The following is a 23,491-nucleotide window of genomic DNA, read 5'->3' on the forward strand; positions in this document are numbered from 1 at the left end:
CGCGGCAGGAGCAGGCGGAGGGGCAGGGGCAGGCGCAGGCCCAGGGGCAGGCGCAGGCCCAGGCCCAGGCCCAGCCGCAGGCCCGGGCGCTGGAACTCGCCGTCGAGGGCGTGCGGTACGAAACCGAAGGGCACACGCTGCTGCACGGTGTCGACCTCACCGCCCGCCCCGGCGAGACGGTCGGCGTGGTCGGCCCCAACGGCAGCGGCAAGACCACCCTGCTGCGCTGTGTGTACGGCACCCTGCGGCCCACCGCCGGCCGGGTCCTGCTGGACGGCGCCGACGCGGCCGCGCTCACGGTCAAGGACCGGGCGCGGCGCGTGGCGGTCGTGCCGCAGGACGCGAGCGGCACCTTCGGGCTGACCGTCCGTGAGGTCGTCGCCATGGGGCGCAGCCCGCACAAGCGGTTCTGGGAACAGGACGGTCCGGACGACGTCCGTCGGGTGGCCCGGGCGCTGCGGACGGTGGGCGCGGGCGCTTTCGCCGCCCGCCGCTTCGACGAGCTGTCCGGCGGCGAACGCCAGCGCGCGCTGGTGGCCCGCGCCCTGGTCCAGGACCCAGGCCTGCTCGCCCTCGACGAACCGACCAACCACCTGGACATCCGCTACCAGCTGGAGATCCTCGGCCTGGTGCGCGCCCTGCCCGCCACCGCCCTGCTGGTCCTGCACGACCTCAACCTCGCCGCCGCCTTCTGCGACCGGCTGTACGTGCTGGACGGCGGCCGGGTGGTGGCCTCGGGAACGCCCGCCGCGGTCCTGACCGAGGAACTGCTGGCCGAGGTGTACGGGGTGCGCACCCGCATCGGCGTCCACCCCGACACGGGCACGCCGAACATCGTCTACCTCCCCGCGTACGGGGAGCAGCGCACGGGAACACCCTGACGCAGGGGCCGCGGCGGATGGCTCGGCCTGCCGCCCGGCCCCCGCCCGGCCGTGCCGGAGCTACGAGGCCCCGTCCTCCTGGTACCCGTACGGGCGGGTGATGATCTCCATCCCGTGCCCGGCCGGGTCCGTGAAGTAGACGCCCCGGCCCCCGTCGTTGTGGTTGATCTCGCCGGGGTGCTTCCCGTGCGGGTCGGCCCAGTACGCGATCCCCGCCGACCGGATCTTCTCGAAGGCCGCGTCGAACTCCTCCTCGGAGAGGAGGAACGCGTAGTGCTGCGGGGTGATGGACGCGGCGGGGACGGTGGCGAAGTCCAGGGTGACGCCGTTGGCCGTCTCGACCGGAACGAAGGGGCCCCACTCGGTCCCGACCCGCAGGCCGAGGACGTGCGCCAGGAATGCGGCGGACTCCCGGTTGTCACGGGAGTGGATGATCGTGTGGTTCAGTGCGACTGACATGGGTGAATGCCTCCGAAAGGCACTTCGCGGCGACCTCCATGCCTCACCCGGCCGGTGACCGGCACGCGATGCCGCGATCACGATCCTAAGCAGCCGTTCCGGGCGAAGTCCACCGGATTGCCGCCGACGGCCGCTCCCTCACGATCTCCCGTACACCGCCGCGAGGTTGTCCTGCGCGGGGTGCGTACGGCCCGCAGGCCCCGCCGCGAACACCCGGAGCAGGTTCTCCGTCACGCGGGTGGTCAGCGCCCCGGACCGCGCGTCCAGGCCGTGGTTCGCGCCGCTGCTGCCGTCGCCCGACGCGTCCAGTGCCTCCACCCAGCGCATCGTGCCGGTCGCGAACACCCCCGCCCCGCTCGCCGCTGTGTAGTACGCCGTGTCCTGATGGCTGGGCCGGCCCTCGCACACCACGGGGGAGTGGGCCAGGATCTCGATCGGGCGGGGCGTCGGGAAGCCGGTGTCGACCTTGTCGTACTCCACGCCCACCAGGTGCTCGAAGCGGTCGCCGGCCTTGACGCCGGTGCCCTCGAACAGCCAGTGGCCGGGGTGGGTCACCACGTACGGGGCGTCCACCGGGTAGCCGTCGTAGATCACGCCCAGCAGCGAGCTCTCCGGATCCGCACCGGGCGCCGAGCGGAAGTCCACGGTGGCCGGGTGCCCGCGCTTGAAGCCGGGATCCTGCGCGTAGGACGACTTGTAGCAGACCAGCGTGCGGTCCGGGCCCAGGTCGGAGGCCTCGAGCCGGATCCGGCGGAAGCAGCAGTTCGCGCCCAGCACCGCGATGTTGGTGCCCGCGTCGCGGGCGGCCGTGACGTGGGCCCGCTGCTCGGGCGACCAGTACTCGTCGTGCCCGAGCGAGAGCACCGCCGAGGCCCCTTCGAGCAGCCGCTTCTCCCGGGCCACATCGGTGGTCGTCGCGTACGCCAGGGGTATGCCGAGCCGTTCGGCGAGCGCGATCAGCGGGGCTTCGTAGACCAGGAACAGGCCCGCGCCGTCGTCGTACTCGTAGGGCCGGTCGAAGCTCACCGCGAGGGAGCGCGTCGCGTAGCTGCCGCCCGGGCCGTCGTAGCTGCCGTAGCCGCCCCACCGGTTGTAGGCCTGCCAGGTCGCCACCGCGTTGACCACGACCGTACGGCCCGCCGTCGCCGCCGAGCGGACGGTGACGGGCACGAACCGCTGGCCCTCCCCGCCCACGGCGTCGAGCCGCAGCAGGTAGCAGCCCTCGGGCCAGTCCTTGGTGTCGACCGTCGCCGTCCGGGCCCACCGGGTGCGGACCATCCGGGTCCCGGAGTCCACCGGGTGCTCGGGCTGCCGCACGCCGGGCAGTGCCTCGGAGCGCCATACCAGGCGGGCACGGGCTCCGCCGTACCAGCCCATCCGGTAGGCGGACACGGCGAAGCGGGGCGCAGTGGTGGACACGTGCAGCCCGAAGGACTCCCCGGGCAGGACGCTGACCCGGTCCGCGAAGCCCTCGATGGCACGGGCCGGGCCGGCCTTGGTCACGGGCCAGTCGGCGTGGCCCGGACGGGCGTTCTCGGCCCGGACGTCGAAGGCCGCGCCCCCAGGCGACGGCGCTGCGCCCGCCGCCGGTGCCCCGCCGGCCGCCGGGTCCCCCTCCTGTCCGCCCGCGCCGCCGCCGTCGCCGCCCGCGCAGCCGGCCGCCGCCCCGAGCCCGGCCACCGTGGCCGCCCCCGTCGCGAGCGCGAGGAACCGCCGCCTGCCTGCGCCTTCGCCGTCCCCGGCTATGTGCTCCTGATCCATGGAGGGCACGTTATGTCACCGTTCGAACCCTCCTCCCACCGCCCTCCCACCGCCCTGCCCGTGCCCGCAGCGCCCGCAGCGCCTAGGCTGAGCCGCCTGTCCTGTCCGTACCAACCGCCCCAGGGGGAAGGCGATATGACGTACAGCGGTGTCCACGACCTCGGCGCGGTCCGGCAGCTGTGGCAGCTGCTGGAGCCCGTCCATGCGATCGTCTACTTCGCACCCGAGTGCTACGAGGAGGCCGCGGCCCTCGGCTACGCCCCGGACGAGCGGTGGCCGATGTACTTCGCCTTCCGGGCGGCCCCGCTCGGCCCGGCCGGAGCGGATCTCGTGAGCGCCCTCTTCTACTCCTTCAGCCCGCGCATGGTGCGGCGCTACGTCGACCGGTCCTGGCGCACCGCCCCCGCGGACCGGGTCCTGGCGGCCCGCGCCACCGCTGCCAGGCGCGCCCTGCAGGCCCTGCTGGGCGAGCGCACGGCCTCCCCCGAGCTGGCCGAAGCGGCGCACCTGGTACGCCGTGCCGCGCAGGCCGCCGGCACCGCGGGACGCCCGCTGGCCGCGGCCAACGCGGCCCTGCCCTGGCCCGAGGAGCCGCACGCCGTGCTGTGGCAGGCCGCCACCATCCTGCGCGAACACCGGGGCGACGGGCACCTCGTCGCCCTCCAGGCCCACCACCTCGACCCGGTCGAGTCCCTGGTGCTGCACTCCGGCGCCGGAGCCGCCCCGGCCGAAGCCTTCCAGAACCGCGAGTGGACGGCGGACGAGTGGAACGCGGCCCGCGCCCGCCTCGCCGCACAGGGCCTGCTGGCCGAGGACGGCACGGCCACCCCGGCGGGCCTGGCCCTGCGCACCGCAGTGGAGAAGCTCACCGACCAGCTCGCCGCCGCCCCGTGGGACGCGCTGAGCCCCCAGGAGACGGCCCGGCTCGCCGAGCTGCTCCTCCCGCCGGTCCTCGACATCGTCGGAGCCGGGCTCCTCCCGGCCCAGGGCACCCTGGGCATCGGGATGAAGTACGACTACGCCAGCTGACCCGTCCCGGCCGCCGCATCCTTCAGCCGACGTGCCGGCGGTAGCGGTCGACCACCTCCCTCAGGACCTCCGCGCCGTCGCGGGCCCACAGGCCCGGGCTGAAGATCTCCACCTCCACCGCGCCCCCGTAGCCGGCCGCGTCGGCCAGCTCGCGAAAGCCCCGCAGATCGATGGAGCCGTCGCCGAGCTGGCCGCGCCCGAGCAGCACGCCTTCGGGGAGCGGTGTCACCCAGTCGGCCACCTGGACGGACGCGATGCGCCCGCCCCGGCCCGCCCGCAGCAGCTCGGCGGGCAGGCGCTCGTCCCACCACAGGTGGTAGGAGTCGGCCACCACTCCCACCTCCTCCGCGGGGAACTGCTCGGCCAGGTCCAGCGCCTGGCCGAGGGTGGACACCACGCAGCGGTCCGAGGCGAACATCGGATGCAGCGGCTCGATCCCCAGCCGTATCCCGTGCGAGGCGGCCCACGGCGCCAGCTCGCCGAGTATCCCAGCGATCCGCCCGCGCGCCCCCACCAGATCGCGGTCGCCCGGCGGCAGCCCGCCCGAGACCAGGACCAGTGTGTCCGCGCCCAGTTCGGCCGCCTCCTCCACGGCCCGGCGGTTGTCGTCGAGCGCGGCCGCCCGCCCGCCCGGGTCGGCGGCCGTGAAGAACCCGCCCCGGCACAACGAGCTGACGCCCAGCCCCGCACCGGCGACCAGTCTCGCCGTCTCGCGCACCCCGAACGTCCGGACCGGATCGCGCCACAGCCCGACCGCCCCCACCCCCGCGGCCGTGCACCCCTCCACCAGCTCGGGCAGCGACCACTGGCGGATCGTCTCCTGGTTGACGCTGAGCCGCGGCGGCGCCGGCGGCGGCCTCACGACGCCACCCCGTGCAGCGCGAGCAGTCCGCGCATCCGGTCCTCGGCACGCTCGGGATCCGGGAACAGCCCCAGCCCGTCCGCCAGTTCGTAGGCGGTCGCCAGATGGGCCAGGGGACGCGCCGACTCCAGCCCGCCGACCATCGTGAACCGCTTCTGGTACCCGGCCAGCCAGGCCAGCAGGACCACCCCGGTCTTGTAGAAGCGGGTCGGAGGGGCGAAGAGATGCCGCGCCAGCGGGACCGTCGGATCCAGCAGCTCCCGGAAGCCCGCGGCATCGTCCCGGTCCAGGGCCAGGGCCGCCCGCGCCGCTATCGGGGCGATCGGGTCGAAGACGCCCAGCAGCGCGTCGCTGGCCAGCTCCCCGTCCCCCGCTATCAGTTCCGGATAGTGGTAGTCGTCTCCGGTGTAGCAGCGCACGCCGGCCGGCAGCCGGCGGCGGATGTCCACCTCCCGCTCCGCGTCCAGCAGCGAGACCTTGATCCCGTCCACCTTCTCCGGCCGGTCGGCGATGATCTTCAGGAAGACCTCCGTCGCCTCTTCGAGGCCGTGATGGCCCCAGTAGCCGGCCAGGGCCGGGTCGAACATCGGCCCCAGCCAGTGCAGTACGACAGGCCGCGCGCTCTGCCGGAGCAGGCCCCCGTACACCTCCAGGTAGTCCTCGGGGCCGTGAGCCGCAGCGGCCAGCGCGCGCGAGGCCATCAGGACGGCGCCCGCCCCGCACGCTTCGACGTGCGCGAGCTGTTCCTCGTACGCCGCGGTGATCGCCGCCAGTGAATGTGCCCGGTCCGGGGCGAGTTGGTCGGTGCCCGCCCCGCAGACGATCCGGCCTCCGACGCCCCGGGCCTCCGCCGCCGAGCGCCGGATCAGCTCCGCTGCCGTCGGCCAGTCCAGGCCCATTCCGCGCTGCGCCGTGTCCATGGCCTCGGCGACCCCGAGACCCTGGGCCCACAACCGGTGCCGGAAGGCCAGGGTCGCCCCCCAGTCCACCCCCGGCCCCGGCGCGCCCGGCGCGGCCCGCGGATCGGCGACCACGTGCGCGGCCGCATAGAACCGCCGGCTGCGGGGCGGGCCGCAGCGGAGCAGTGCGCAGGGATCGGTGTTCGGCCGGTGCAGGCGGTACCCGCCGTCCGCCGAGGGGAGCCGGATGCTCACAGGACCACCTCCGGCACCGGCAGCCGACGGCCCTGCGCCGAAGAGCGCAGGCCGAGTTCGGCGAGCTGCACTCCGCGCGCCCCGGCCAGCAGGTCCCACCTCCAGGGTTCGTCGAGGACGACATGCCGCAGGAAGAGCTCCCACTGGGCCTTGAAGCCGTTGTCGGCGGGGGCGTTGTCCGGCACCTCCTGCCACTGGGACCGGAACGGCTCGGTCTGCGGCAGATCCGGGTTCCACACGGGCTTCGGCGTCACCCCGCGGTGCTGGACGCGGCAGCTGCGCAGCCCGGCGACGGCCGACCCGTGCGTACCGTCCACCTGGAACTCCACCAGCTCGTCGCGGTGCACGCGCACCGCCCACGAGGAGTTGATCTGGGCGACCGCGCCGCCCTCCAGCTCGAAGATCCCGTACGCCGCGTCGTCGGCCGTGGCCTCGAACGGTTTGCCGTCCTCGTCCCATCTGCGTCCTATGTGCGTCCGGGTGAGGGCCTGCACCGAGCGGACCTTGCCGAACAGCTCGTGCAGCAGGTACTCCCAGTGCGGGAACATGTCGGCGACGATGCCCCCGCCGTCCTGCGCGCGGTAGTTCCACGAGGGCCGCTGGGCGGGCTGCCAGTCACCCTCGAAGACCCAGTACCCGAACTCCCCGCGCACGGAGAGGATCTCGCCGAAGAAGCCGCCCTCGATCAGCCGCCGCAGCTTCAGCAGCCCGGACAGGAACAGCTTGTCCTGCACCACGCCGTGCTTGATCCCGGCCGCCGCGGCCAGCCGCGCCAGCTCGAGCGAGGACTCGAAGGTCAGGGCGGTCGGCTTCTCGCAGTAGACGTGCTTGCCGGCCGCTATGGCCTGCCGGACCGCAGCCTCGCGGGCGCTGGTGACCTGGGCGTCGAAGTAGATCTCCACCTCGGGATCGGCCAGCACCGCCCCCAGTTCGGTGGCCACGTGCTCCAGGCCGTGCCGCTCGGCGATCTCCCGAAGGGCCGGCTCCCGGCGCCCGACCAGCACCGGCTCCGGCCACAGCACGGTGCCGTCTCCCAGCGGAAGTCCGCCCTGCTCACGCAGGGCGAGCAGCGACCTGACCAGGTGCTGGCGGTACCCCATGCGCCCCGTCACGCCGTTCATGGCGATCTTGATGGTCCTGCGGTCCACGGTGTCCTCCCCGTCCGTGAAGAGCGAAAGAAAGCATAGAAAGCGCTTTCACTCGGATCAGGCTAGAGCCGCCGACATCGCCAGAGCAAGACACGAACGAGTGATAGAAAGCGCTTGCCCAATCGGGACTATGGAGATCGACGCACCGAATGAGACGATGACCCGGGAAAGCCCGGGAACAGCCCGGGAACAGTGGGAAGGGAGGTGGTGCGGCATGGCGGTGACCCTGGCCGAGGTCGCGGCGCGCGCAGGGGTGTCGCCGGCGACGGTCTCGCGCGTGCTCAACGGCGGATACCCGGTGGCCGGCGGCACCCGCACCCGCGTGGAGCAGGCCGTCGAAGAGCTCGGCTACATCGCCAACGGGCCCGCCCGCGCGCTCGCGGCCGCCACCTCCGACCTCGTCGGAGTCCTCGTCCACGACGTGGCGGACAGCTTCTTCGGCATCCTCGCCGGATCCCTGCAGAGCGCCCTCGCCCCCACCGGCCGGGGAGACGCCCGCCGCCTCGCGGTCGTCTGCAACACCGAAGGGGACCCGGCGGCCGAACTCGCCTACCTCGCCCTGCTGGAGGGCCAGCGGGCCGGCGGAATCGTCCTGACCGGCGGCGCCCCCGACGACCCCGGGCACACCGCGTCGCTCGCCGCCCGCGTCGCCCGCATGGCCGCCTCCGGTGCACCCGTGGTCCTGTGCGGGCGGTCCCCGCTGCCCCTGCCCGCCGAACTGCCGGTCGCCACCGTGACGTTCGACGACCACGGGGGCGCCTTCCGCCTCGCCGAGCACCTGCTGGCCCTCGGCCACCGCCGCATCGCCTGCGTCGCCGGCCCGCCCGGCCTGAGCACCACCCGCGAGCGGCTCGCCGGGCACCGCGCCGCCCTGCAGCGGCACGACCCCCGCCTCCCGGAAGCCTGCGCCGAACTGACCGTGCACGCCGCTTTCGCACGCTCCGCCGGCTACGACGCCACCCGCGAACTGCTGCGCCGCGGGGCACCCTTCACCGCGGTCGCCGCGGCCAACGACACCGTCGCCACCGGAGTCGTCGCCGCCCTGCGCGAGGCCGGACTGCGGATCCCCGAGGACGTGTCCGTCGCCGGTTTCGACGACCTCCCGTTCTGCGCCGACACCGCCCCGCCCCTCACCACCGTCCGGGTGCCCTTGCGCGAGGCGGGCACCCTCGCCGCCCACCTGGTCACCGGCCGCCGGCCGCTGCCCCCGGGCGGGATCACCACCCTGCCCACCGAGTTGATGGTGCGCGCCTCCACCGGACCCGCTCCGCCCGAAGGGAGCCGCGCGTGAAGTACGCCTTCTCCACGCTCGGCCTGCCCGGAAGCCCCCTCCACCGCAGCGCCGCCCTCGCGGCCGACCACGGCTTCGACGGCCTGGAACTGCGCGCCCACCCTGACGAACCCCTGCACCCCGACAGCCCTCCCGCCGACCGCACCGCCGCCCGGCGCACGCTCACCGCCGCGGGGGTCGCCGCCCTGGGGGTCGCGGGCTACGCCCGGGTGGCCGCGGCCGGCCCCGACGCGCCGGTCCTCGCCGAACTGCGCGCGCTGGTCCGGCTCGCAGCCGACCTGGAAGCCCCCTACGTACGGGTCTTCCCGGGCGGCGGTGACCTGACCGGGACGGCCGCCGACGCCCACGCCGTGCGCAGACTGCGCGCCGCCGCGCCCTTCGCCGAGCGGCACGGGGTGCGGATCCTGCTGGAGACCCATGACTCCCACCGCACCGGAGCCGCCGCGGCCCGGGTCCTGGACCGGGTGGCGCATCCGGGCGCGGGCGCGCTGTGGGACGTACTGCACACCTGGCTCGGGGGCGAGCCCCCGGAGCGGTCGCGGCGGGTCCTCGCCGCGCACCTGGGCTACCTCCAGGTGAAGGACGTCGCCTCGGCCGAGGACCTCACCCCCCTCGGGCTCGGCGCCGGAGTACTGCCGCTGGCCCGAGCGGTGGCCCAGGCGGTGGCCGCCGCGCCGGTCGACGGCTGGCTCTGCTGGGAGTACGAGAAACGCTGGTACCCCGAGGCGGCCGCGCTGCCCGGTCAGCTCGCCCGGGGGAGGGAACACCTCGCGCATCTGGTGGCGGACGCCGGCCCCCGGGAGCCGCGGTAGCCGGGCTCGTGTGTGGCCGAGCAGGGCGCCCAGCGACCGGTCCGCGGCCTGCGCCGCGCCCCACGGCGCGCTGCCCGCACGCACGTCAAAGGGCTGTTCAAGCCAGGGCGCGAAAGACGGCCCGGTAGGGCGCGGTGCAGCGAAGCACCGGGGCCGGCGTGGCGGAGCGCCGGGACCGGCGGGGCGGAGCACCGGGCCGGTGCAGCGAAGCACCGGGACCGGCAGGGCGGAGCACCCCGGCCGGCGGGGCGGGGAGCCCTTACGTGCGGATGGTCAGCCGCGGCAGCAGCTCCAGGTGCTGCCGCGGACCGTCCAGCGGTTTCTCGCCCGAGGCCCGGGCCAGCAGCCGGTCCAGGAGCAGCGCCGCCGCGCGGGCGCCGACCTCGCGCTTGGCCGGAGCCACCGCCGACAGCGGTACGTCGGCCATCCCGGCGACCTCGTCGTCGTACGTGATCACTGCCAGGTCCTCGGGCACCCGCACCCCCCGTGCCTGGAGCCGCGGGATCAGCATGATCGCATCCGTGTCGCTGTGGATCAGCGCCGCGGTCACCCCGCCCGCCGTCACCGCGTCGCACAGGTAGTCCAGGGTCCGGGCGAAGGCGTCCGCGTCCGAGAGCGGGCCCGGCCCGGCCGGCGGCCACGGCGGCGCCGGTTCCAGCCCGAGCGCGGCCACGGCGGCCTCGTATCCGGCCCGCAGCCGCGCCGTGGTCGGCGTGGTCCGGCTGGCCAGCGCGATCCGCCGGTGCCCCAGTTCCACCAGGTGCTGCACCGCCCGGGCCGCGCCGTGCGCGTGGTCGGAGGCCACCCGGTCCAGCGCCGCCGCCGGATGCCCGGGCGGCGCCCACCGCTCCACCAGGACGGTCGGGACGGGCAGTTCCGCCGTCCAGGCGCCCTCCCCGGGCGCCGGTGACCCGGCCTCCCAGTTCGGGGTCAGCAGCAGCCCGTGCGCTCCCGTGGACAGCAGCCGGTCCGCCTGGGTCCGGTCCTCGCCCGGCAGGTACCGGGTCAGCCCCACCGTCAGCCGCGCGCCGCGGGCCTCCACCGTCGCGCGGGCCCCGCGCACGACGTCCGCGTAGTAGTACTCGGTCGTGGGTACCACCATTCCGATCACGAGCCCCTCGCCGCCCCCCGCCGGTGCCCCGTCCCCCGCCGAGGCCGAGGCGGACGACCCGGCTTCCCCCGCGCCCGCGGGCGCGGCGCCCGCCGGTGCGGCTCCCGGCTCCACCCGGCTGATCACCCCGTGCATCCGCTGGATCTCGCCCCGCCCCGCCATCGCCTCGATGTCCCGCCGCAGGGTGACGGGGGAGACGCCCAGCTCCCGGGCCAGCTCCGCGACGCGCACGCTGCCCCGCGCCCGGACGAGCTCGAGCACCTGTGCCTGACGCTGGTCTACGTGTGGTCTCAAGGGGTCCCCCTGCGCTCTGCCGTTCCGTCGGCGCCATCATAGGCAATCGAACCGATCGATTCGATCGAACCCGATCAATTCGTCATTGACGGCATGGTCGGAACGTTCATATATTCGGCGGCGTCCCGCACTCACGGCATCACGACCCTCTCCCGGGAGTCAGCGCATGCTCACGCACGACCAGGACGGATTCCGGCGCGCAGAGCGCCCCCACCGCATCGTCTCGGGGGCCCTGCACTACTTCCGGGTCCATCCGGACTTGTGGGAGGACCGGCTGGAGCGGCTGCGGGCGATGGGCGCGAACACCGTGGACACGTACGTCCCCTGGAACTTCCACGAGACCGCCCCCGGCAAGGCCGACTTCACCGGCTGGCGCGACCTCGGACGCTTCCTGCGCACGGCCCAGGACCTCGGCCTCGACGCCATCGTCCGCCCCGGCCCCTACATCTGCGCCGAGTGGGACTTCGGCGGTCTGCCCGCCCGCCTCCTCGCGGTCGACGGCCTCCACTTGCGCTGCTCCGACCCCCGGTTCGAGGCCGAGGTGGACGGCTGGTTCGACCTGGTCGTCCCCGAGCTGCTGCCCCTCCTCGCGAGCCGCGGCGGCCCGGTCGTCGCCGTACAGATCGAGAACGAGTACGGCTCGTACGGCAACGACCGCCGCTACCGCGCCCACGTGGAGCAGGCCCTGGTCGAACGCGGCGTGGACTGCCTGCTGTTCACCGCCGACGGCCCCGAGGACGCCATGCTCCAGGGAGGCATGCTCCCCGGCCGGCTCGCCACCGCCACCTTCGGCGCGCGGCCCGCCGAGCGGCTCGACGCCTTGCGCCGCTACCAGCGGACCGGTCCGCTCGCCGCGATGGAGTTCTGGATCGGCTGGTTCGACCACTGGGGCGAGGACCACCACGTCCGCGCCGTCGAGGACGCCGCCGCATCGCTCGACGAACTCCTCGCCACCGGCGCCTCCGTCAACCTCTACATGGCCCACGGCGGCACCAACTTCGGCTTCTGGGCCGGCGCCAACCACACCGGCTCGCGCCCGGGGGAGGCCGGCTACCAGCCCACCGTCACCAGCTACGACTACGACGCGCCCATCGGCGAAGCCGGCGAACTCACCCCGAAGTTCCATGCGTTCCGCGAGGTCATCGGCAGGTACGTACCGCTGCCCGACGCCCCCCTGCCCGAGCCGCCGCCGCGGATCACCCCCGCCCTCGCCACCCCCGCGGGCACGGCGCCGCTGCTGACCGCCCTCGACGTGCTCGCCGGCCCGCCGCTGCTGCGACCGGCTCCCCAGTCCATGGAACGCCTCGGCCAGAGCCACGGGCTGATCCACTACCGGACGACGATCACCGGCCCGCGTCCCGCCATGCCGGTGAAGATCGACGGGCTCGGCGACCGCGCGTACGTCTTCGCCGACGGAGCGCCCCTGGGCGTACTCGACCGCAACGCTCCCGACGAAGGACTGGACCTGCCCGTCGGGGAGGCCGGGGTGGTCCTCGACGTCCTGGTCAGGGCCCAGGGGCGGGTCAACTACGGTCCGCTCCTCGACGACCGCAAGGGCATCTGGCGCGGCGTGCGCCACGGCCACCAGCAGCTGTTCGAGTGGGAGATCCGCCCGCTGCCGCTCACGGACCTCACCGGACTCCACTTCGCCCCCGAAGCCCCCGGCAGCCCCGGAGCCACCGTCCCCGAAGCGGGCAGGCCCGTCTTCCACCGCTTCACCCACCACCTCCCCGGCGGGCCGGCCGACGCCTTCGTGGACATGTCCGGCTGGGGGACCGGCCTGGTCTGGCTCAACGGCTTCCTCCTCGGCCACCACGACACACCGCGCGGCCCGCAGCGCACGCTCTACGCCCCGGGCCCCCTGTGGACCACGGGCGACAACGAGATCGTCGTCCTGGAACTGGAGCGCCCCGGCACCGAACTGCCCCTGCGCGACCAGCCCGACCTCGGCCGCCGCACCGTCGTCACCCTCCAGTGAGAGAGGATCTCCACGTGAAGCGCACCAGCACCCGCCTGGCCGACGGCCGCGAAATCCTCTATTACGACACCGGCGACGGCGCGGCCCGCGCCTTCCCCGACACCCGCCCGCTCGACGCCTCGGCCGCCGCGACCACCTCCGAGGTACGGCGCGACCCACTGCTCGGCGACAGCGTCGTCATCGCCTCCCACCGCCAGGGCCGCACCTACCACCCGCCGGCCGACGCCTGCCCGCTGTGCCCGTCCACCGAAGGGCGGGCCAGCGAGATCCCGGCCCCCGACTACGAAGTGGCCGTCTTCGAGAACCGCTTCCCCTCTCTCGCCGGGGACACCGGCCGCTGCGAGGTCATCTGCTTCACCCCCGACCACCGGACCTCCTTCGCCCAGCTCGACGAGGAGCGCGCCGCCCTGGTGCTGGCCGCCTGGACCGACCGCACCGCCGAACTCTCCGCCCGCGACGGCGTCCGGCAGGTCTACTGCTTCGAGAACCGGGGCACCGAGATCGGCGTCACCCTGGCGCATCCGCACGGCCAGATCTACGCCTTCCCGTTCGTCACCCCGCGCACCACCCGGATGCTCGCGACCGTCGCCGCCCACCGGGTCCGCACCGGCGGCAACCTCTTCGAGGAGGTGCTGGCCGCCGAACGCGCCGACGGCTCGCGCACCGTCCTCGCCGGGGAGCACTGGACCGCCTTCGTGCCCTACGCGGCGCGCTGGCCGTACGAGGTCCACCTCTACCCGCACCACCGGGTCCCCGACCTGCCCGCACTGGGCGACGCGGCCCGCGCCGAGTTCCCCGGGATCTACCTCGAGCTGCTGCGCCGCTTCGACCGGCTCTTCGGCCGGACCGACCCGACCCCGTACATCTCCGCCTGGCACCAGGCCCCGCTCGGCGGGGGCCGCGAGGACTTCGCGCTCCACCTGGAGCTGTTCACCGTCCGCCGCACCGCGGACAAGCTGAAGTACCTCGCCGGGACCGAATCGGGGATGGAGGCCTACATGAACGACGTCCGGCCCGAGGACGCGGCCGCGCGGCTGCGGGAGGTGGCGAGCCCGTGACCGGGACGGCCCGGCAGTTCCGGGAGGTGTACGGGTACCCGCCCGAGGGGGTCTGGGCGGCCCCCGGCCGCGTCAACCTGATCGGCGAACACACCGACTACAACGACGGCTTCGCGCTGCCCTTCGCGCTCCCGCAGCGCACCGAGGTGGCCGCCGCCGCGCGCACTGACGGGATCCTCAGGTTCCACTCCGCCGACACCCCGGCCGGTGTGGTGACCCTCGACCTCGCCGCGCTGGATCCGGCCCGCCCCCCACGGGGCGCCGACAGCTGGGCCGCGTACCCGGCCGGGGTGTTCTGGGCCATGCTGGACGCCGGCCTTCCGGTCAGGGGGGCCGATGTGCACGTACGGTCCGACGTGCCGACCGGCGCCGGCCTGTCCTCCTCCGCCGCCCTGGAAGTGGCCACCGCACTGGCCCTGGCCGACCTGCACGGGCTCCCGCTCACCCGCCCCCGCCTGGCGGCGCTCGCCCGGCGCGCCGAGAACGCGTACGTCGGCGTCCCCTGCGGGGTCATGGACCAGATGGCCTCGGCGTGCGCGACCGAGGGCCACGCCCTCCACCTGGACACCCGCAGCCTCGAACAGCGGCACATCCCCTTCGACTGCGCGGCCGCGGGTCTGCGCCTCCTGGTCATCGACACCCGGGTCAAGCACGCCCTGGCCGACGGGGCCTACGCGCAGCGCCTGGCCTCCTGCCACCAGGCGGCCGAGGCCCTCGGCGTACCGGCCCTGCGCGACCTCCGGTACGAGGATCTCGAGCGGACGCTGGCCCGCCTGCCGGACCCGGTCGCGCGCAAACGGGTCCGGCACGTCGTCACCGAGAACGAACGGGTCCTGCGGATCGAGGAGTTGCTCGGCGCCGGGCGGCTGCGCGAGACGGGCCCGCTGCTCACCGAGGGCCATGTCTCGCTGCGCGACGACTACGAGGTCTCCTGCCCCGAACTCGACCTGGCGGTGGCCACGGCCGACGCGGCAGGCGCCCACGGGTCCCGGATGACCGGCGGCGGTTTCGGCGGCTCGGCCCTCGCCCTGATCGACGCGGCCGCCGAGCCCGCCGTGACGAGCGCCGTGACGGCCGCCTTCCGGCGGGCGGGCCACGCGGAACCCCGCATCACGGCGGCCGCCCCGTCGGCGGGAGCCGTCCGCCTGAGTTAGCGGCCGCCCCCGCCGCCGCGCCCGCCCCAGCGCCGCGCACCGCCGAACCCGTGGCGCCCGCCGGGTGCGGCGGCCGGGCGGGCCCGTCCCCGCGGCCCGCGACCCGCGGGACGCAGGACACAAGGGCCCGGGTCCCCGGCAGGCGGCTCGCCGGCCTCTCCTAGACTGGTCCGACGGCCGGTCAGGCATCGCACGAGTGCGGAGGCACGAATCGCATGCGCTATCTCCCCCTGGGCACTTCGGGTCTGCAGGTCTCCGCAGTCGGGCTCGGCTGCAACAACTTCGGCGGCCGCCTCGACGCCCAGGCCACCCGCGCCGTCGTCGACGCCGCACTGGACGCGGGGATCACCCTCCTCGACACCGCCGACATCTACGGGGGCCTCGGCGGCTCGGAGAACCACCTGGGCCAGGCCCTCAAGGGCCGCCGGGACCAGGTCGTCCTCGCCTCCAAGTTCGGCTACGCGGGAATGGACATGAAGTACGGCCCGGCCGCCGGGGCCCGCGGCGGCCGCGCGTACATCCGGCGGGCCGTGGAGGAGTCCCTGCGCCGCCTGCGCACGGACCACATCGACCTCTACCAGCTGCACAGCCCCGACCCGGCCACCCCGATCGCCGAGACCCTCGCCGCCCTCACCGAGTTGGTCACCGAGGGCAAGGTCCGCTACATCGGCCACTCCAACCTCACCGGCTGGCAGCTCGCCGAAGCCGCCCACGTCGCCCGCGAAACCGGCTCGGTGCCCTTCGTCTCCGCGCAGAACCAGTGGTCGCTGCTGGAGCGGTCGGCAGAGCGTGAGCTCGTCCCGGCCGCCCGGCACTACGGCGTCGGCGTGCTCCCGTACTTTCCGCTCGCCAACGGCCTGCTCACCGGCAAGATCCGCCGGGGCGCGCCCGTCCCGTCCGGCTCCCGCCTCGAAGGCCGCGACGCCTACCTCACCGAGGAACGGCTCGACGTGGTCGAAGCCCTGGCCGCCCTCGCCGAGAAGCACGACCGCACCGTCCTCGAACTCGCCATCGGCTGGCTCGCCGCGCAGCCCGGCTGCGCCTCCGTCATCGCGGGAGCCACCTCCGCCGAGCAAGTCCGTGCCAACGCGGCCGTCGCCGACCGCCCGCTGGACGGCGAACTGCTCGCCGCGATCGACGCCGTCGCGCCGGGCGTCCCGGCGTGAGCGGCATGCTGCGCTGCGCGGTCCTCGACGACTACCAGCAGGCCGCGACCACGCTCGCCGACTGGTCCCCGGTCACCGACCGGGTGGAGGTGGTCACCTATGCCGACCACCTCTCCGACGAGGACCGGCTCGCGGCGCGCCTGGCCGACTTCGACATCGTCGTCACCCTGCGCGAGCGCCTGGCCTTCCCGGCCTCCCTGCTCGACCGGCTGCCGCGGCTCACCCTGCTCGTCGCCAGCGGCATGCGCAATGCGGCGATCGACTACGCCGCCGCCACGCGCAACGGGGTCACCGTCTGCGGCACCGCCAGCTCCTCCACCCCGCCCGTCGAGCTGACCTGGGCCCTGCTGCTGGGCCTGGCCCGCGGCATCGTCCCGGAGAACAACGCCCTGCGCGCGGACGGCCCCTGGCAGAGCACGGTCGGCGCCGACCTCCACGGCCGCCGACTGGGCCTGCTCGGCCTCGGCAAGATCGGCAGCCGCGTCGCCCGGGTGGGGCTCGCCTTCGGCATGGACGTCGTGGCCTGGAGTCAGAACCTCACCGAGGAGCGGGCCGAGGAGGCGGGCGCGGCCCTGGCGGCGTCCAAGGAAGAGCTGCTGGCGGACAGCGACTTCGTCTCCGTCCACCTCGCGCTCGGCGACCGCACCCGCGGCCTGATCGGCGCCGCCGAGCTGGCCCTGATGAAGCGGAGCGCCTACCTCGTCAACACCTCCCGGGCGGCCATCGTCGACCAGGACGCGCTCCTCGCGGCCCTGCGCGAAGGCCGCATCGCGGGCGCCGCCCTCGACGTCTTCGACACCGAACCGCTGCCCGGTGATCACCCCCTGCGCACCGCCCCGCGGCTCCTGGCGACCCCGCACCTGGGCTACGTCACGCGGGCCAACTACGCCACGTACTACGGCCAGGCCGTCGAGGACATCGCGGCCTTCCTCGACGGCTCACCCGTACGCGTCCTGCCCTGACCCGCCCGCCGGGTTCTCCCGCCCAGGACCTCCAGGACCTCTCGGGACTGCTCAGGCCCCTCAGGACCCCTCAGGACCCCTCAGGACGTGATGTCCTTGCGGGAGAACCCCCGGAAGGCGAGGGCGAACAGCACCAGCGCGTACGACACCGACACCGCCGCGCCCTTGACCATGCCGCCCCACTCCAGCTGCGGCTGCAAGGCGTCCGCCCACGCGAACTGCCAGTGTGCCGGCAGGAACTCGCGCCACGACCCCAGGGCCGTGACCGCGTCCAGCACGTTCCCGACGATCGTCAGCCCCACCGCACCGCCCACCGCGCCCAGCGGCGCGTCCGTCCGCGTCGACAGCCAGAAGGCGAGCCCCGCCGTCACCAGCTGCGACACGAAGACGAAGGCCACCGCCAGCGCCAGCCGCGGCACGGTGTCCCCGGTGGCCAGTGCCCCGCCCGTCGGAAGCCTCAGCGGCCCCCAGCCGTACGCGGCCGTGCCCGCCGCCAGCGCCACCACCGGCAGCAGCACCATCGCCGCCAGACTGAAGCCGAGCGCCACCACCAGCTTGCTCCACAGCAGCCGCGCCCGCGGCACCGGCGAGGCCAGCAGATAGCGCAGCGAGGACCAGCTCGCCTCCGACGCCACCGTGTCCCCGCAGAACAGCGCCACCGGCACCACCAGCAGGAACCCGGCCGAGACGAACAGGCAGGTCGCCGCGAAGTTCGCGCCCGAGGCCGTCGCCGTGTCGATCAGCGTGATCCGGCCGTTGCCCCCGCCGGGACCGTCCGGTCCGCCGCCCACCGCGAACGCGATGAGCATGATGAACGGCAGCGCGGCCAGCACCCCGAACATCACCAGCGTCCGCCGCCTGCGCCACTGGCGCAGCGCCTCCACGCGCAGCGGCAGCGTACGGCCGGCCTGGTAGCCCGGGGCCACCTCCTGTACGGCGCTCATGCCGAACCTCCGATCAGCGTCAGGAAAGCGTCCTCGAGCCGCCGGTGCGGCCCCACTGCGCTCACCGGCACCTCCAGCCGGACGAGTTCGGCGATCAGCCCGGCGGCCGTCGCGCCCTCGAGCCGGACCAGGAGCCCGTCGTCGGCGGCCACCACGGAGCCCACTCCCTCAAGCGCCGCCACCTTCTCGACGGCCACCGCGTCCACCGGCCCGGCCAGCGACACCAGCAGGGTGTCCCCGCCGCCGGTGATCTCCGCGACCTCTCCCGCCTGCACCAGCCTGCCGCGGTCCATGACCACCAGGTGCGTACAGGACTGCTCCACCTCCGACAGCAGGTGGCTGGAGACGATGACCGTCCGCCCGCCCGCCGCGTAGCGGATCATCACGTCGCGCATCTCCCGGATCTGCGGCGGGTCCAGACCGTTCGTCGGCTCGTCGAGGATCAACAGGTCCGGCATCCCGAGCATGGCCTGGGCGATCGCCAGCCGCTGCCGCATGCCCTGCGAGTACGTGCGCACCGCGCGCTCCAGCGCGTCGCCGAGCCCGGCGATCTCCAGAGCCTCGGCCATGTGCGCGTCCTGGGCCGGGCGGCCCGTGGCCTGCCAGTACAACTCCAGGTTCGCGCGGCCCGTCAGGTGCGGCAGGAACCCCGCACCCTCCACGAAGGCCCCGACCCGCGACAGCACCGGCGCCCCGGCCCGCACCGCGTGCCCGAACACCCGGATCTCCCCGGCGTCCGGCGAGATCAGCCCCATCAGCATCCTCAGGGTGGTGGTCTTCCCGGCCCCGTTGGGTCCGAGCAGCCCCAGTACCTGCCCCTTCTCCACCCGGAACGACAGGTCCCGTACCGCGTACCGGTCCTCCGCCTTCGCGTACCGCTTCGTCAGACCGGTGATTTCCAGCGGTACGTCGGCCGGCGCCGGGTCCGGCTGCGCTCCCCGCAGCCCCGCCCCCGCACCGTCCCGGCCGGTCCTGCGGATCCCCAGCAGGGCCGCGGCCAGCACCGCCGCACCCAGCGGCAGCCCCCACGTCCAGGCGGGCAGCCCGGCCGAGGCGGTCCGTACCCCCGCGGCGACGGGCACGGCCAGGGGGCCCTGGACCGAGACCGTGTAGGTCGCCGGCGCGGCCGGGCTCGCGTAGCCCAGGTCGGTCGCGGCGACCACCAGCCGCAGCCGGTGCCCGGCCTCGACGCGGTGGTCGACCGCCGGCAGCCGCAGCTCGACCGTCGCCTCCTGCTGCGCGTTCTCCACCCGGACCGGGGCCACCAGCTGACTCGGCAGCACCTGCCGGCGGCCGTCCGGGCCGACGTCGTACACCTTGCCGAACAGCACGGCCGAACCGTCCGCGGCCGTCGACCTCACCTTCAGGGTGACGGTCGGCGCCCCCGTGATCCGTACCTCCTCGGCCAGCGGCTGCGACTCGAACCGGGCGTTCTGCCCCGGGAAGTCCAGCGAGAGCCCGGCTCCGAACGCCGCGAGCTGCCCGCCGAGCCCCGGCAGGGCGGACAGCGCGGGAGGAGCGCCGCCCGCCGGATTGGCGAAGCTCTGCTCGCGCCCGTTCAGGGCGAACTCCTCCGGTGGCGACGCCAGCCCGGGGTACCGCTCGCCGCTCGCGCCGCGCAGCTGCACCTGGCCGTCGGTCGAGTCGATGCCCCCGGAGCGCGAGACGCGGAAGACCGGTCCGGTGTCGGCGCCCTCGTCGTCCTTGAGGTACCGGTCGAACCAGGCAGCCGTCCGGGCGGCGGTCCGGTCGGCCTCGCGCACGCCGCCGTCGTGGCCGCCCGCCGCCCAGTCCACGGACACGGGCGCGCCGTTCGCCGCGATGGCCTTGGCCATGGCATCGGCCTGGTCCAGCGGGAAGAGGGAGTCGTCCTGGCCCTGCACGATGAGGGTCGGCACCTTGATGCGGGCGCCGACGGCCGACGGGCTGCGCTGCTCCAGCAGCGCCCGGGCCTCGGGATCGGGCTTCCCCGACACCGCGACCCGCTCGTACATCGCGCAGAGCTCGGGCTGAAAGCGCCCGCAGCCGGGGGCGGCGAGCGGATCGGGTGCCTGCGGGCCCTGCGGCGCGGACTGCATGCCTCCCGAGGAGCCGGTGGTGAAGAAGATCCCGGCCCAGAGCTTCTTGAAGACCCCGTTCGGGAAGAGGGAGTCGGCCAGGTTCCAGTAGGTGATCTGCGGGGCGACGGCGTCCACCCGCCGGTCGTACCCGGCGGCGAGCAGCGCGACCGCCCCGCCGTAGGAGGCGCCGGCCACGCCGACGCGCGGGTCGCCCTCCGCGTCGAGCCGCACCTCGGGCCGGGTGGCGAGCCAGTCGATGAGCCGCGACACGTCCTTGACCTCGTACTCGGGGTCGTTCAGCCCGATCCGGCCGCCGGAGCGGCCGAAGCCGCGCGCCGACCAGGTCAGCACGGCGTACCCGTCGCGGGCCAGCCGCTCGGCGTGGGCGCGCACGTCCTCCTTGCTGCCGCCGAAACCGTGGCCGAGGAGCACGGCGGGACGTTTCCTCCCCGCGCCCGCGCCCGCGCCCGAGCCGTCGTCCGCGGTGAAGTACGAGGTGTCGATCGCGGCGCCGGGCATGTCCACCATGCGGTCCTCGCGGTGCACGGCCGGAGCGTCACCGGCCGCGCTCGCGGCCGTCCACGTCCCGGCGCCCGCCACGACGGCGAGTGCGGCGGCGCCGGCGAGCAGGCGGACCCGGCGGCGCCTGGGCAGTCGGAGCTTCATACGGGAACCCTAAACGCCAGGCGCCCCGCACCCGAGCGTCCCCAGGGGGATGTCCCCACCTTCCCCAGGAGTACGCCGCACGCCCCGCGTACCGCGCCCGCGGTATGCCGGGTCGCCGGTTCCCGACCTGCGGGGCGCCCCGCGCGGCGGGAGGATGGCCGCATGCTGCTGGCCGACGTCGCGCGCGTGTCCCGGGAGGTCTCCGACACCTCCGCCCGGTCCCGGAAGACCGCCCTGCTCGCGGAACTGTTCGCCGCCGCGGCCCCGGAGGAGGCCGCGCTGGTGATCTCGTACCTCGCCGGACGCCTCCCGCAGGGCCGCCCGGGCATCGGCTGGCGCACCCTCGGCCACGAGGTACCGCCCGCGCCGGAGCCCACCTTGACCGTCGGGGCGGTGGACGCCGCGGTGACCGAGCTGGCCGCCGTCGCGGGCGCGGGATCGCAGGCCGGCCGCCGCCGGATCCTCGAAGGCCTGCTCGGCGCGGCCACCGAGCCCGAGCAGCGTTTCCTGCGCAGCCTGCTGTCCGGGGAGGTCCGCCAGGGCGCGCTCGACGCGGCGGCCCTGGAGGGCGTGGCCGCGGCCGCCGGGGTACCGGCCGCCAACCTGCGACGGGCGGTGATGCTGGACGGGTCGCTGCCCCGGGTCGCGGCGGCCGTCCTGGCCGGTGGCGCGGCGGCGCTCGGCGGCTTCACCCTGCGCGTCGGGCAGCCCGTACAGCCCATGCTGGCGAGCACCGCGAAGTCGGTCGACGAGGCCCTGGCCGCGCTCGGGCCCTGCGCGGTGGAGGAGAAGCTCGACGGGATCCGGGTCCAGGTCCACCGGGAGGGCGACGTGGTACGCGTCTTCACGCGCTCCCTGGACGAGATCACCGACCGGCTGCCGGAAGTCGCCGAACTGGCCAGGTCGCTGCCCGGGGAGCGGTTCATCCTCGACGGAGAGGTCATCGGCCGGGCCGAGGACGGCCGCCCGGTCCCCTTCCAGGAGCTCGCGAGCCGGGTCGGCTCCCGCGTGGACGTCGAGGCCGCCCGCCGGGCGCTCGCCGTGGTCCCCTGCTTCTTCGACGTCCTGGCCGCCGGGGCGGACGTCCTGCTCGACCTCCCGGCCCGCGAGCGGTACCGGACCCTCGCCGCCCTGGTGCCGGAGAGCGCCCGGGTGCGGCGCCTCGCCGTCGAGGACCCGGCGGCGCAGGGCGCGCAGGCGCAGGAGTTCTGGGCCGAGACCCTGCGCCGCGGCCACGAGGGGGTGATGGTCAAGAGCCTCGACTCCGCCTACGCGGCGGGCCGGCGCGGGAAGAACTGGCTGAAGGTGAAACCGGTGCACACCCTGGACCTGGTGGTCCTCGCGGCCGAATGGGGCCATGGCCGGCGCACCGGGCTGCTGTCCAACCTCCACCTGGGGGCGCGGGCCGCCGACGGGACGTACGCCATGCTCGGCAAGACCTTCAAGGGGCTCACCGACGAGATGCTGCGCTGGCAGACGCAGGCCCTGGGCGCGCTCGCCACCTCGGACGACGGCTTCACCGTGCGGGTACGGCCCGAACTGGTCGTGGAGATCGCCTTCGACGGCCTCCAGCGCTCCTCCCGCTACCCGGCCGGGGTCGCGCTCCGCTTCGCCCGGGTGCTCAGACACCGCCCGGACAAGAGCGCGGAGCAGGCCGACACGGTGGAAACGGTGCTCGCGACCGGCAGCGCCACCGGTGAGGGCTGACCCGGATTTGCCTCAGAGGCAAGACGGATTGCCAGACAGGCACGTCTCTGGCTCAATCGGGGCATGAACCGCGGTCCCGCCCCCGAGGAAGCCGGCGACGAGCTGCCGGCCGTGGCCCCGCAGCTGCGCGATCTGCGCCGCCGCGCCGGACTCACGCTGGAAGCCGCCGCCGCGCGCGCCCGGCTCTCGCCCGCCCACCTGTCCCGCCTGGAGACCGGCCGGCGCCAGCCCTCGCTGCCGCTGCTGCTCGCACTCGCCCGGACCTACGGAACGACCGTCTCCGAGCTGCTCGGCGAGACCCCGGCCGTCGCCGACCCCATCGTACGGGCCGGCGGCCCCGGCGCCCGCGAGGCCGACGGGTGGACGTACTGGCAGGCGGGCGGCTCCGGGCGGGGGATGCAGGCCCTGCGCGTGCACGTCCCGCAGGGCCGCGGCCCGGGCGAGCTGGTGCGCGTCCATCCCGGCGAGGAGTGGCTGTACGTCCTCGGCGGCCGGCTGCGCCTGCACCTGGGGGAGGCCGAGTACCTCCTGGACCCCGGGGACAGCGCGCACTTCGACTCGCTGACCCCGCACCGGATCGCGGGGGCCGACCCCGGCGGAGCGGACCTGCTGTTCGTCCACACCCTGCTGCAGAGCAGCCTCGCCGGGCTGTGCCTGGGCGGCGCCACCACCACGCACCACCGATAGCCGAGGAGCCGTACCCCATGTCACCAGCAGACGAACCCGTCGTGCCCGTCACCTCCGTGCGGGCCCGCATCGAGAGCAAGTTCCCGCGGGGTCTGGTGATCCGGCTGGTCGCCTACTTGTTCGTGGGCCACCTCTTCGCCTTCTTCGTCTACCTCCTGTTCGTCCTGGGCGCCGAGAACCAGTGACGCCGCCGGGAGCGCAGGCCCCCGGCGGCACGGCCGCGGCCGCAGGACTGCGCGACGCTGACCGCCAGTCACGTGCTGCGGGCGAGGGGGGTGCTGTCGGAGGGGAACGTACGGGTGTCCCT

20 protein-coding genes are annotated in these 23,491 nt (G+C 74.8%); 12 read left to right on the forward strand and 8 right to left on the reverse strand.

Translation table 11 applies throughout. The features are described 5' to 3' along the window. Positions 1 to 110 precede the first annotated feature (110 nt). On the forward strand, positions 111 to 881 hold the full coding sequence (locus AB0D44_RS07685) for an ABC transporter ATP-binding protein (protein ID WP_362586182.1): 771 nt from the start codon (positions 111 to 113) through the stop codon (positions 879 to 881). Positions 882 to 941: 60 nt separating this feature from the next. Here AB0D44_RS07685 and AB0D44_RS07690 read toward each other — a convergent pair whose 3' ends face one another. Then, the gene (locus AB0D44_RS07690) at positions 942 to 1,340 is read right to left on the reverse strand and encodes a VOC family protein (RefSeq protein WP_362585940.1); all 399 of its coding nucleotides are present in this window, start codon (positions 1,338 to 1,340) and stop codon (positions 942 to 944) included. 138 nt (positions 1,341 to 1,478) lie between these two features. After that, complete coding sequence (locus AB0D44_RS07695; RefSeq protein ID WP_362585943.1) at positions 1,479 to 3,101, reverse strand: N,N-dimethylformamidase beta subunit family domain-containing protein; 1,623 nt, start codon at positions 3,099 to 3,101, stop codon at positions 1,479 to 1,481. A 135-nt stretch (positions 3,102 to 3,236) separates the two neighbouring features. On the opposite strand from AB0D44_RS07695, the gene AB0D44_RS07700 reads away from it, so the two are divergent. Next, on the forward strand, positions 3,237 to 4,130 hold the full coding sequence (locus AB0D44_RS07700; protein WP_362585946.1) for a hypothetical protein: 894 nt from the start codon (positions 3,237 to 3,239) through the stop codon (positions 4,128 to 4,130). A gap of 22 nt (positions 4,131 to 4,152) precedes the next feature. On the opposite strand, the gene AB0D44_RS07705 is transcribed toward AB0D44_RS07700, so the two are convergent. From AB0D44_RS07705 to AB0D44_RS07715, 3 genes are read right to left on the reverse strand one after another with little or no spacing between them, the layout of a single operon-like run. Further along, on the reverse strand, positions 4,153 to 4,992 hold the full coding sequence (locus tag AB0D44_RS07705; protein WP_362585949.1) for a sugar phosphate isomerase/epimerase: 840 nt from the start codon (positions 4,990 to 4,992) through the stop codon (positions 4,153 to 4,155). Continuing rightward, complete coding sequence (locus AB0D44_RS07710) at positions 4,989 to 6,146, reverse strand: dihydrodipicolinate synthase family protein (RefSeq protein WP_362585952.1); 1,158 nt, start codon at positions 6,144 to 6,146, stop codon at positions 4,989 to 4,991. Before AB0D44_RS07710 ends, AB0D44_RS07705 begins: the two co-directional genes overlap by 4 nt. Continuing rightward, the gene (locus tag AB0D44_RS07715; protein ID WP_362585955.1) at positions 6,143 to 7,294 is read right to left on the reverse strand and encodes a Gfo/Idh/MocA family oxidoreductase; all 1,152 of its coding nucleotides are present in this window, start codon (positions 7,292 to 7,294) and stop codon (positions 6,143 to 6,145) included. The genes AB0D44_RS07710 and AB0D44_RS07715 overlap by 4 nt, the downstream gene beginning before the upstream one ends. A gap of 214 nt (positions 7,295 to 7,508) precedes the next feature. Here AB0D44_RS07715 and AB0D44_RS07720 point away from each other — a divergent pair, with 214 nt between their 5' ends. Together AB0D44_RS07720 and AB0D44_RS07725 are read left to right on the forward strand one after the other, a co-directional pair. Continuing rightward, complete coding sequence (locus AB0D44_RS07720) at positions 7,509 to 8,585, forward strand: LacI family DNA-binding transcriptional regulator (protein WP_362585958.1); 1,077 nt, start codon at positions 7,509 to 7,511, stop codon at positions 8,583 to 8,585. Next, entirely contained in the window at positions 8,582 to 9,397 is an 816-nt protein-coding gene (locus AB0D44_RS07725) for a sugar phosphate isomerase/epimerase family protein (RefSeq protein ID WP_362585961.1), read from the forward strand. The genes AB0D44_RS07720 and AB0D44_RS07725 overlap by 4 nt, the downstream gene beginning before the upstream one ends. Before the next feature lie 259 nt (positions 9,398 to 9,656). Here AB0D44_RS07725 and AB0D44_RS07730 read toward each other — a convergent pair whose 3' ends face one another. Further along, the gene (locus AB0D44_RS07730; RefSeq protein WP_362585963.1) at positions 9,657 to 10,802 is read right to left on the reverse strand and encodes a substrate-binding domain-containing protein; all 1,146 of its coding nucleotides are present in this window, start codon (positions 10,800 to 10,802) and stop codon (positions 9,657 to 9,659) included. A gap of 166 nt (positions 10,803 to 10,968) precedes the next feature. Between AB0D44_RS07730 and AB0D44_RS07735 the strand changes: the two genes are divergently transcribed. The 5 genes from AB0D44_RS07735 (at position 10,969) to AB0D44_RS07755 (ending at position 17,120) form a co-directional block, all read left to right on the forward strand. Further along, positions 10,969 to 12,780: a beta-galactosidase family protein gene (locus tag AB0D44_RS07735; protein ID WP_362585966.1), complete on the forward strand. Its 1,812-nt coding sequence runs from the start codon at positions 10,969 to 10,971 to the stop codon at positions 12,778 to 12,780. A gap of 14 nt (positions 12,781 to 12,794) precedes the next feature. Further along, the gene (gene galT / locus AB0D44_RS07740; protein WP_362585969.1) at positions 12,795 to 13,838 is read left to right on the forward strand and encodes a galactose-1-phosphate uridylyltransferase; all 1,044 of its coding nucleotides are present in this window, start codon (positions 12,795 to 12,797) and stop codon (positions 13,836 to 13,838) included. Then, complete coding sequence (galK, locus tag AB0D44_RS07745; RefSeq protein WP_362585972.1) at positions 13,835 to 14,992, forward strand: galactokinase; 1,158 nt, start codon at positions 13,835 to 13,837, stop codon at positions 14,990 to 14,992. The genes galT and galK overlap by 4 nt, the downstream gene beginning before the upstream one ends. Positions 14,993 to 15,207: 215 nt before the next feature. Then, the gene (locus tag AB0D44_RS07750; protein ID WP_362585975.1) at positions 15,208 to 16,158 is read left to right on the forward strand and encodes an aldo/keto reductase; all 951 of its coding nucleotides are present in this window, start codon (positions 15,208 to 15,210) and stop codon (positions 16,156 to 16,158) included. Positions 16,159 to 16,163: 5 nt separating this feature from the next. Next, positions 16,164 to 17,120 carry a D-2-hydroxyacid dehydrogenase family protein gene (locus AB0D44_RS07755; protein WP_362586185.1) on the forward strand — a complete coding sequence of 319 codons (957 nt, stop codon included), beginning with the start codon at positions 16,164 to 16,166 and terminating at the stop codon, positions 17,118 to 17,120. Positions 17,121 to 17,200: 80 nt separating this feature from the next. On the opposite strand, the gene AB0D44_RS07760 is transcribed toward AB0D44_RS07755, so the two are convergent. Together AB0D44_RS07760 and AB0D44_RS07765 are read right to left on the reverse strand one after the other, a co-directional pair. Continuing rightward, on the reverse strand, positions 17,201 to 18,064 hold the full coding sequence (locus tag AB0D44_RS07760; RefSeq protein ID WP_362585978.1) for an ABC transporter permease: 864 nt from the start codon (positions 18,062 to 18,064) through the stop codon (positions 17,201 to 17,203). After that, positions 18,061 to 20,790 (reverse strand): alpha/beta fold hydrolase, encoded by a 2,730-nt coding sequence (locus AB0D44_RS07765; protein WP_362585981.1) that lies wholly within the window; start codon positions 20,788 to 20,790, stop codon positions 18,061 to 18,063. Before AB0D44_RS07765 ends, AB0D44_RS07760 begins: the two co-directional genes overlap by 4 nt. Before the next feature lie 162 nt (positions 20,791 to 20,952). Between AB0D44_RS07765 and AB0D44_RS07770 the strand changes: the two genes are divergently transcribed. The 3 genes from AB0D44_RS07770 (at position 20,953) to AB0D44_RS07780 (ending at position 23,369) form a co-directional block, all read left to right on the forward strand. Then, entirely contained in the window at positions 20,953 to 22,497 is a 1,545-nt protein-coding gene (locus AB0D44_RS07770) for an ATP-dependent DNA ligase (RefSeq protein WP_362585984.1), read from the forward strand. A 63-nt stretch (positions 22,498 to 22,560) separates the two neighbouring features. Then, on the forward strand, positions 22,561 to 23,184 hold the full coding sequence (locus AB0D44_RS07775; RefSeq protein WP_362585987.1) for a helix-turn-helix domain-containing protein: 624 nt from the start codon (positions 22,561 to 22,563) through the stop codon (positions 23,182 to 23,184). A gap of 17 nt (positions 23,185 to 23,201) precedes the next feature. Continuing rightward, positions 23,202 to 23,369 carry a DUF6126 family protein gene (locus AB0D44_RS07780; protein WP_362585990.1) on the forward strand — a complete coding sequence of 56 codons (168 nt, stop codon included), beginning with the start codon at positions 23,202 to 23,204 and terminating at the stop codon, positions 23,367 to 23,369. Positions 23,370 to 23,491 lie beyond the last annotated feature (122 nt).

Source organism: Streptomyces sp. NPDC048349, from assembly GCF_040651925.1.
Classification (GTDB): Bacteria; Actinomycetota; Actinomycetes; order Streptomycetales; family Streptomycetaceae; genus Streptomyces.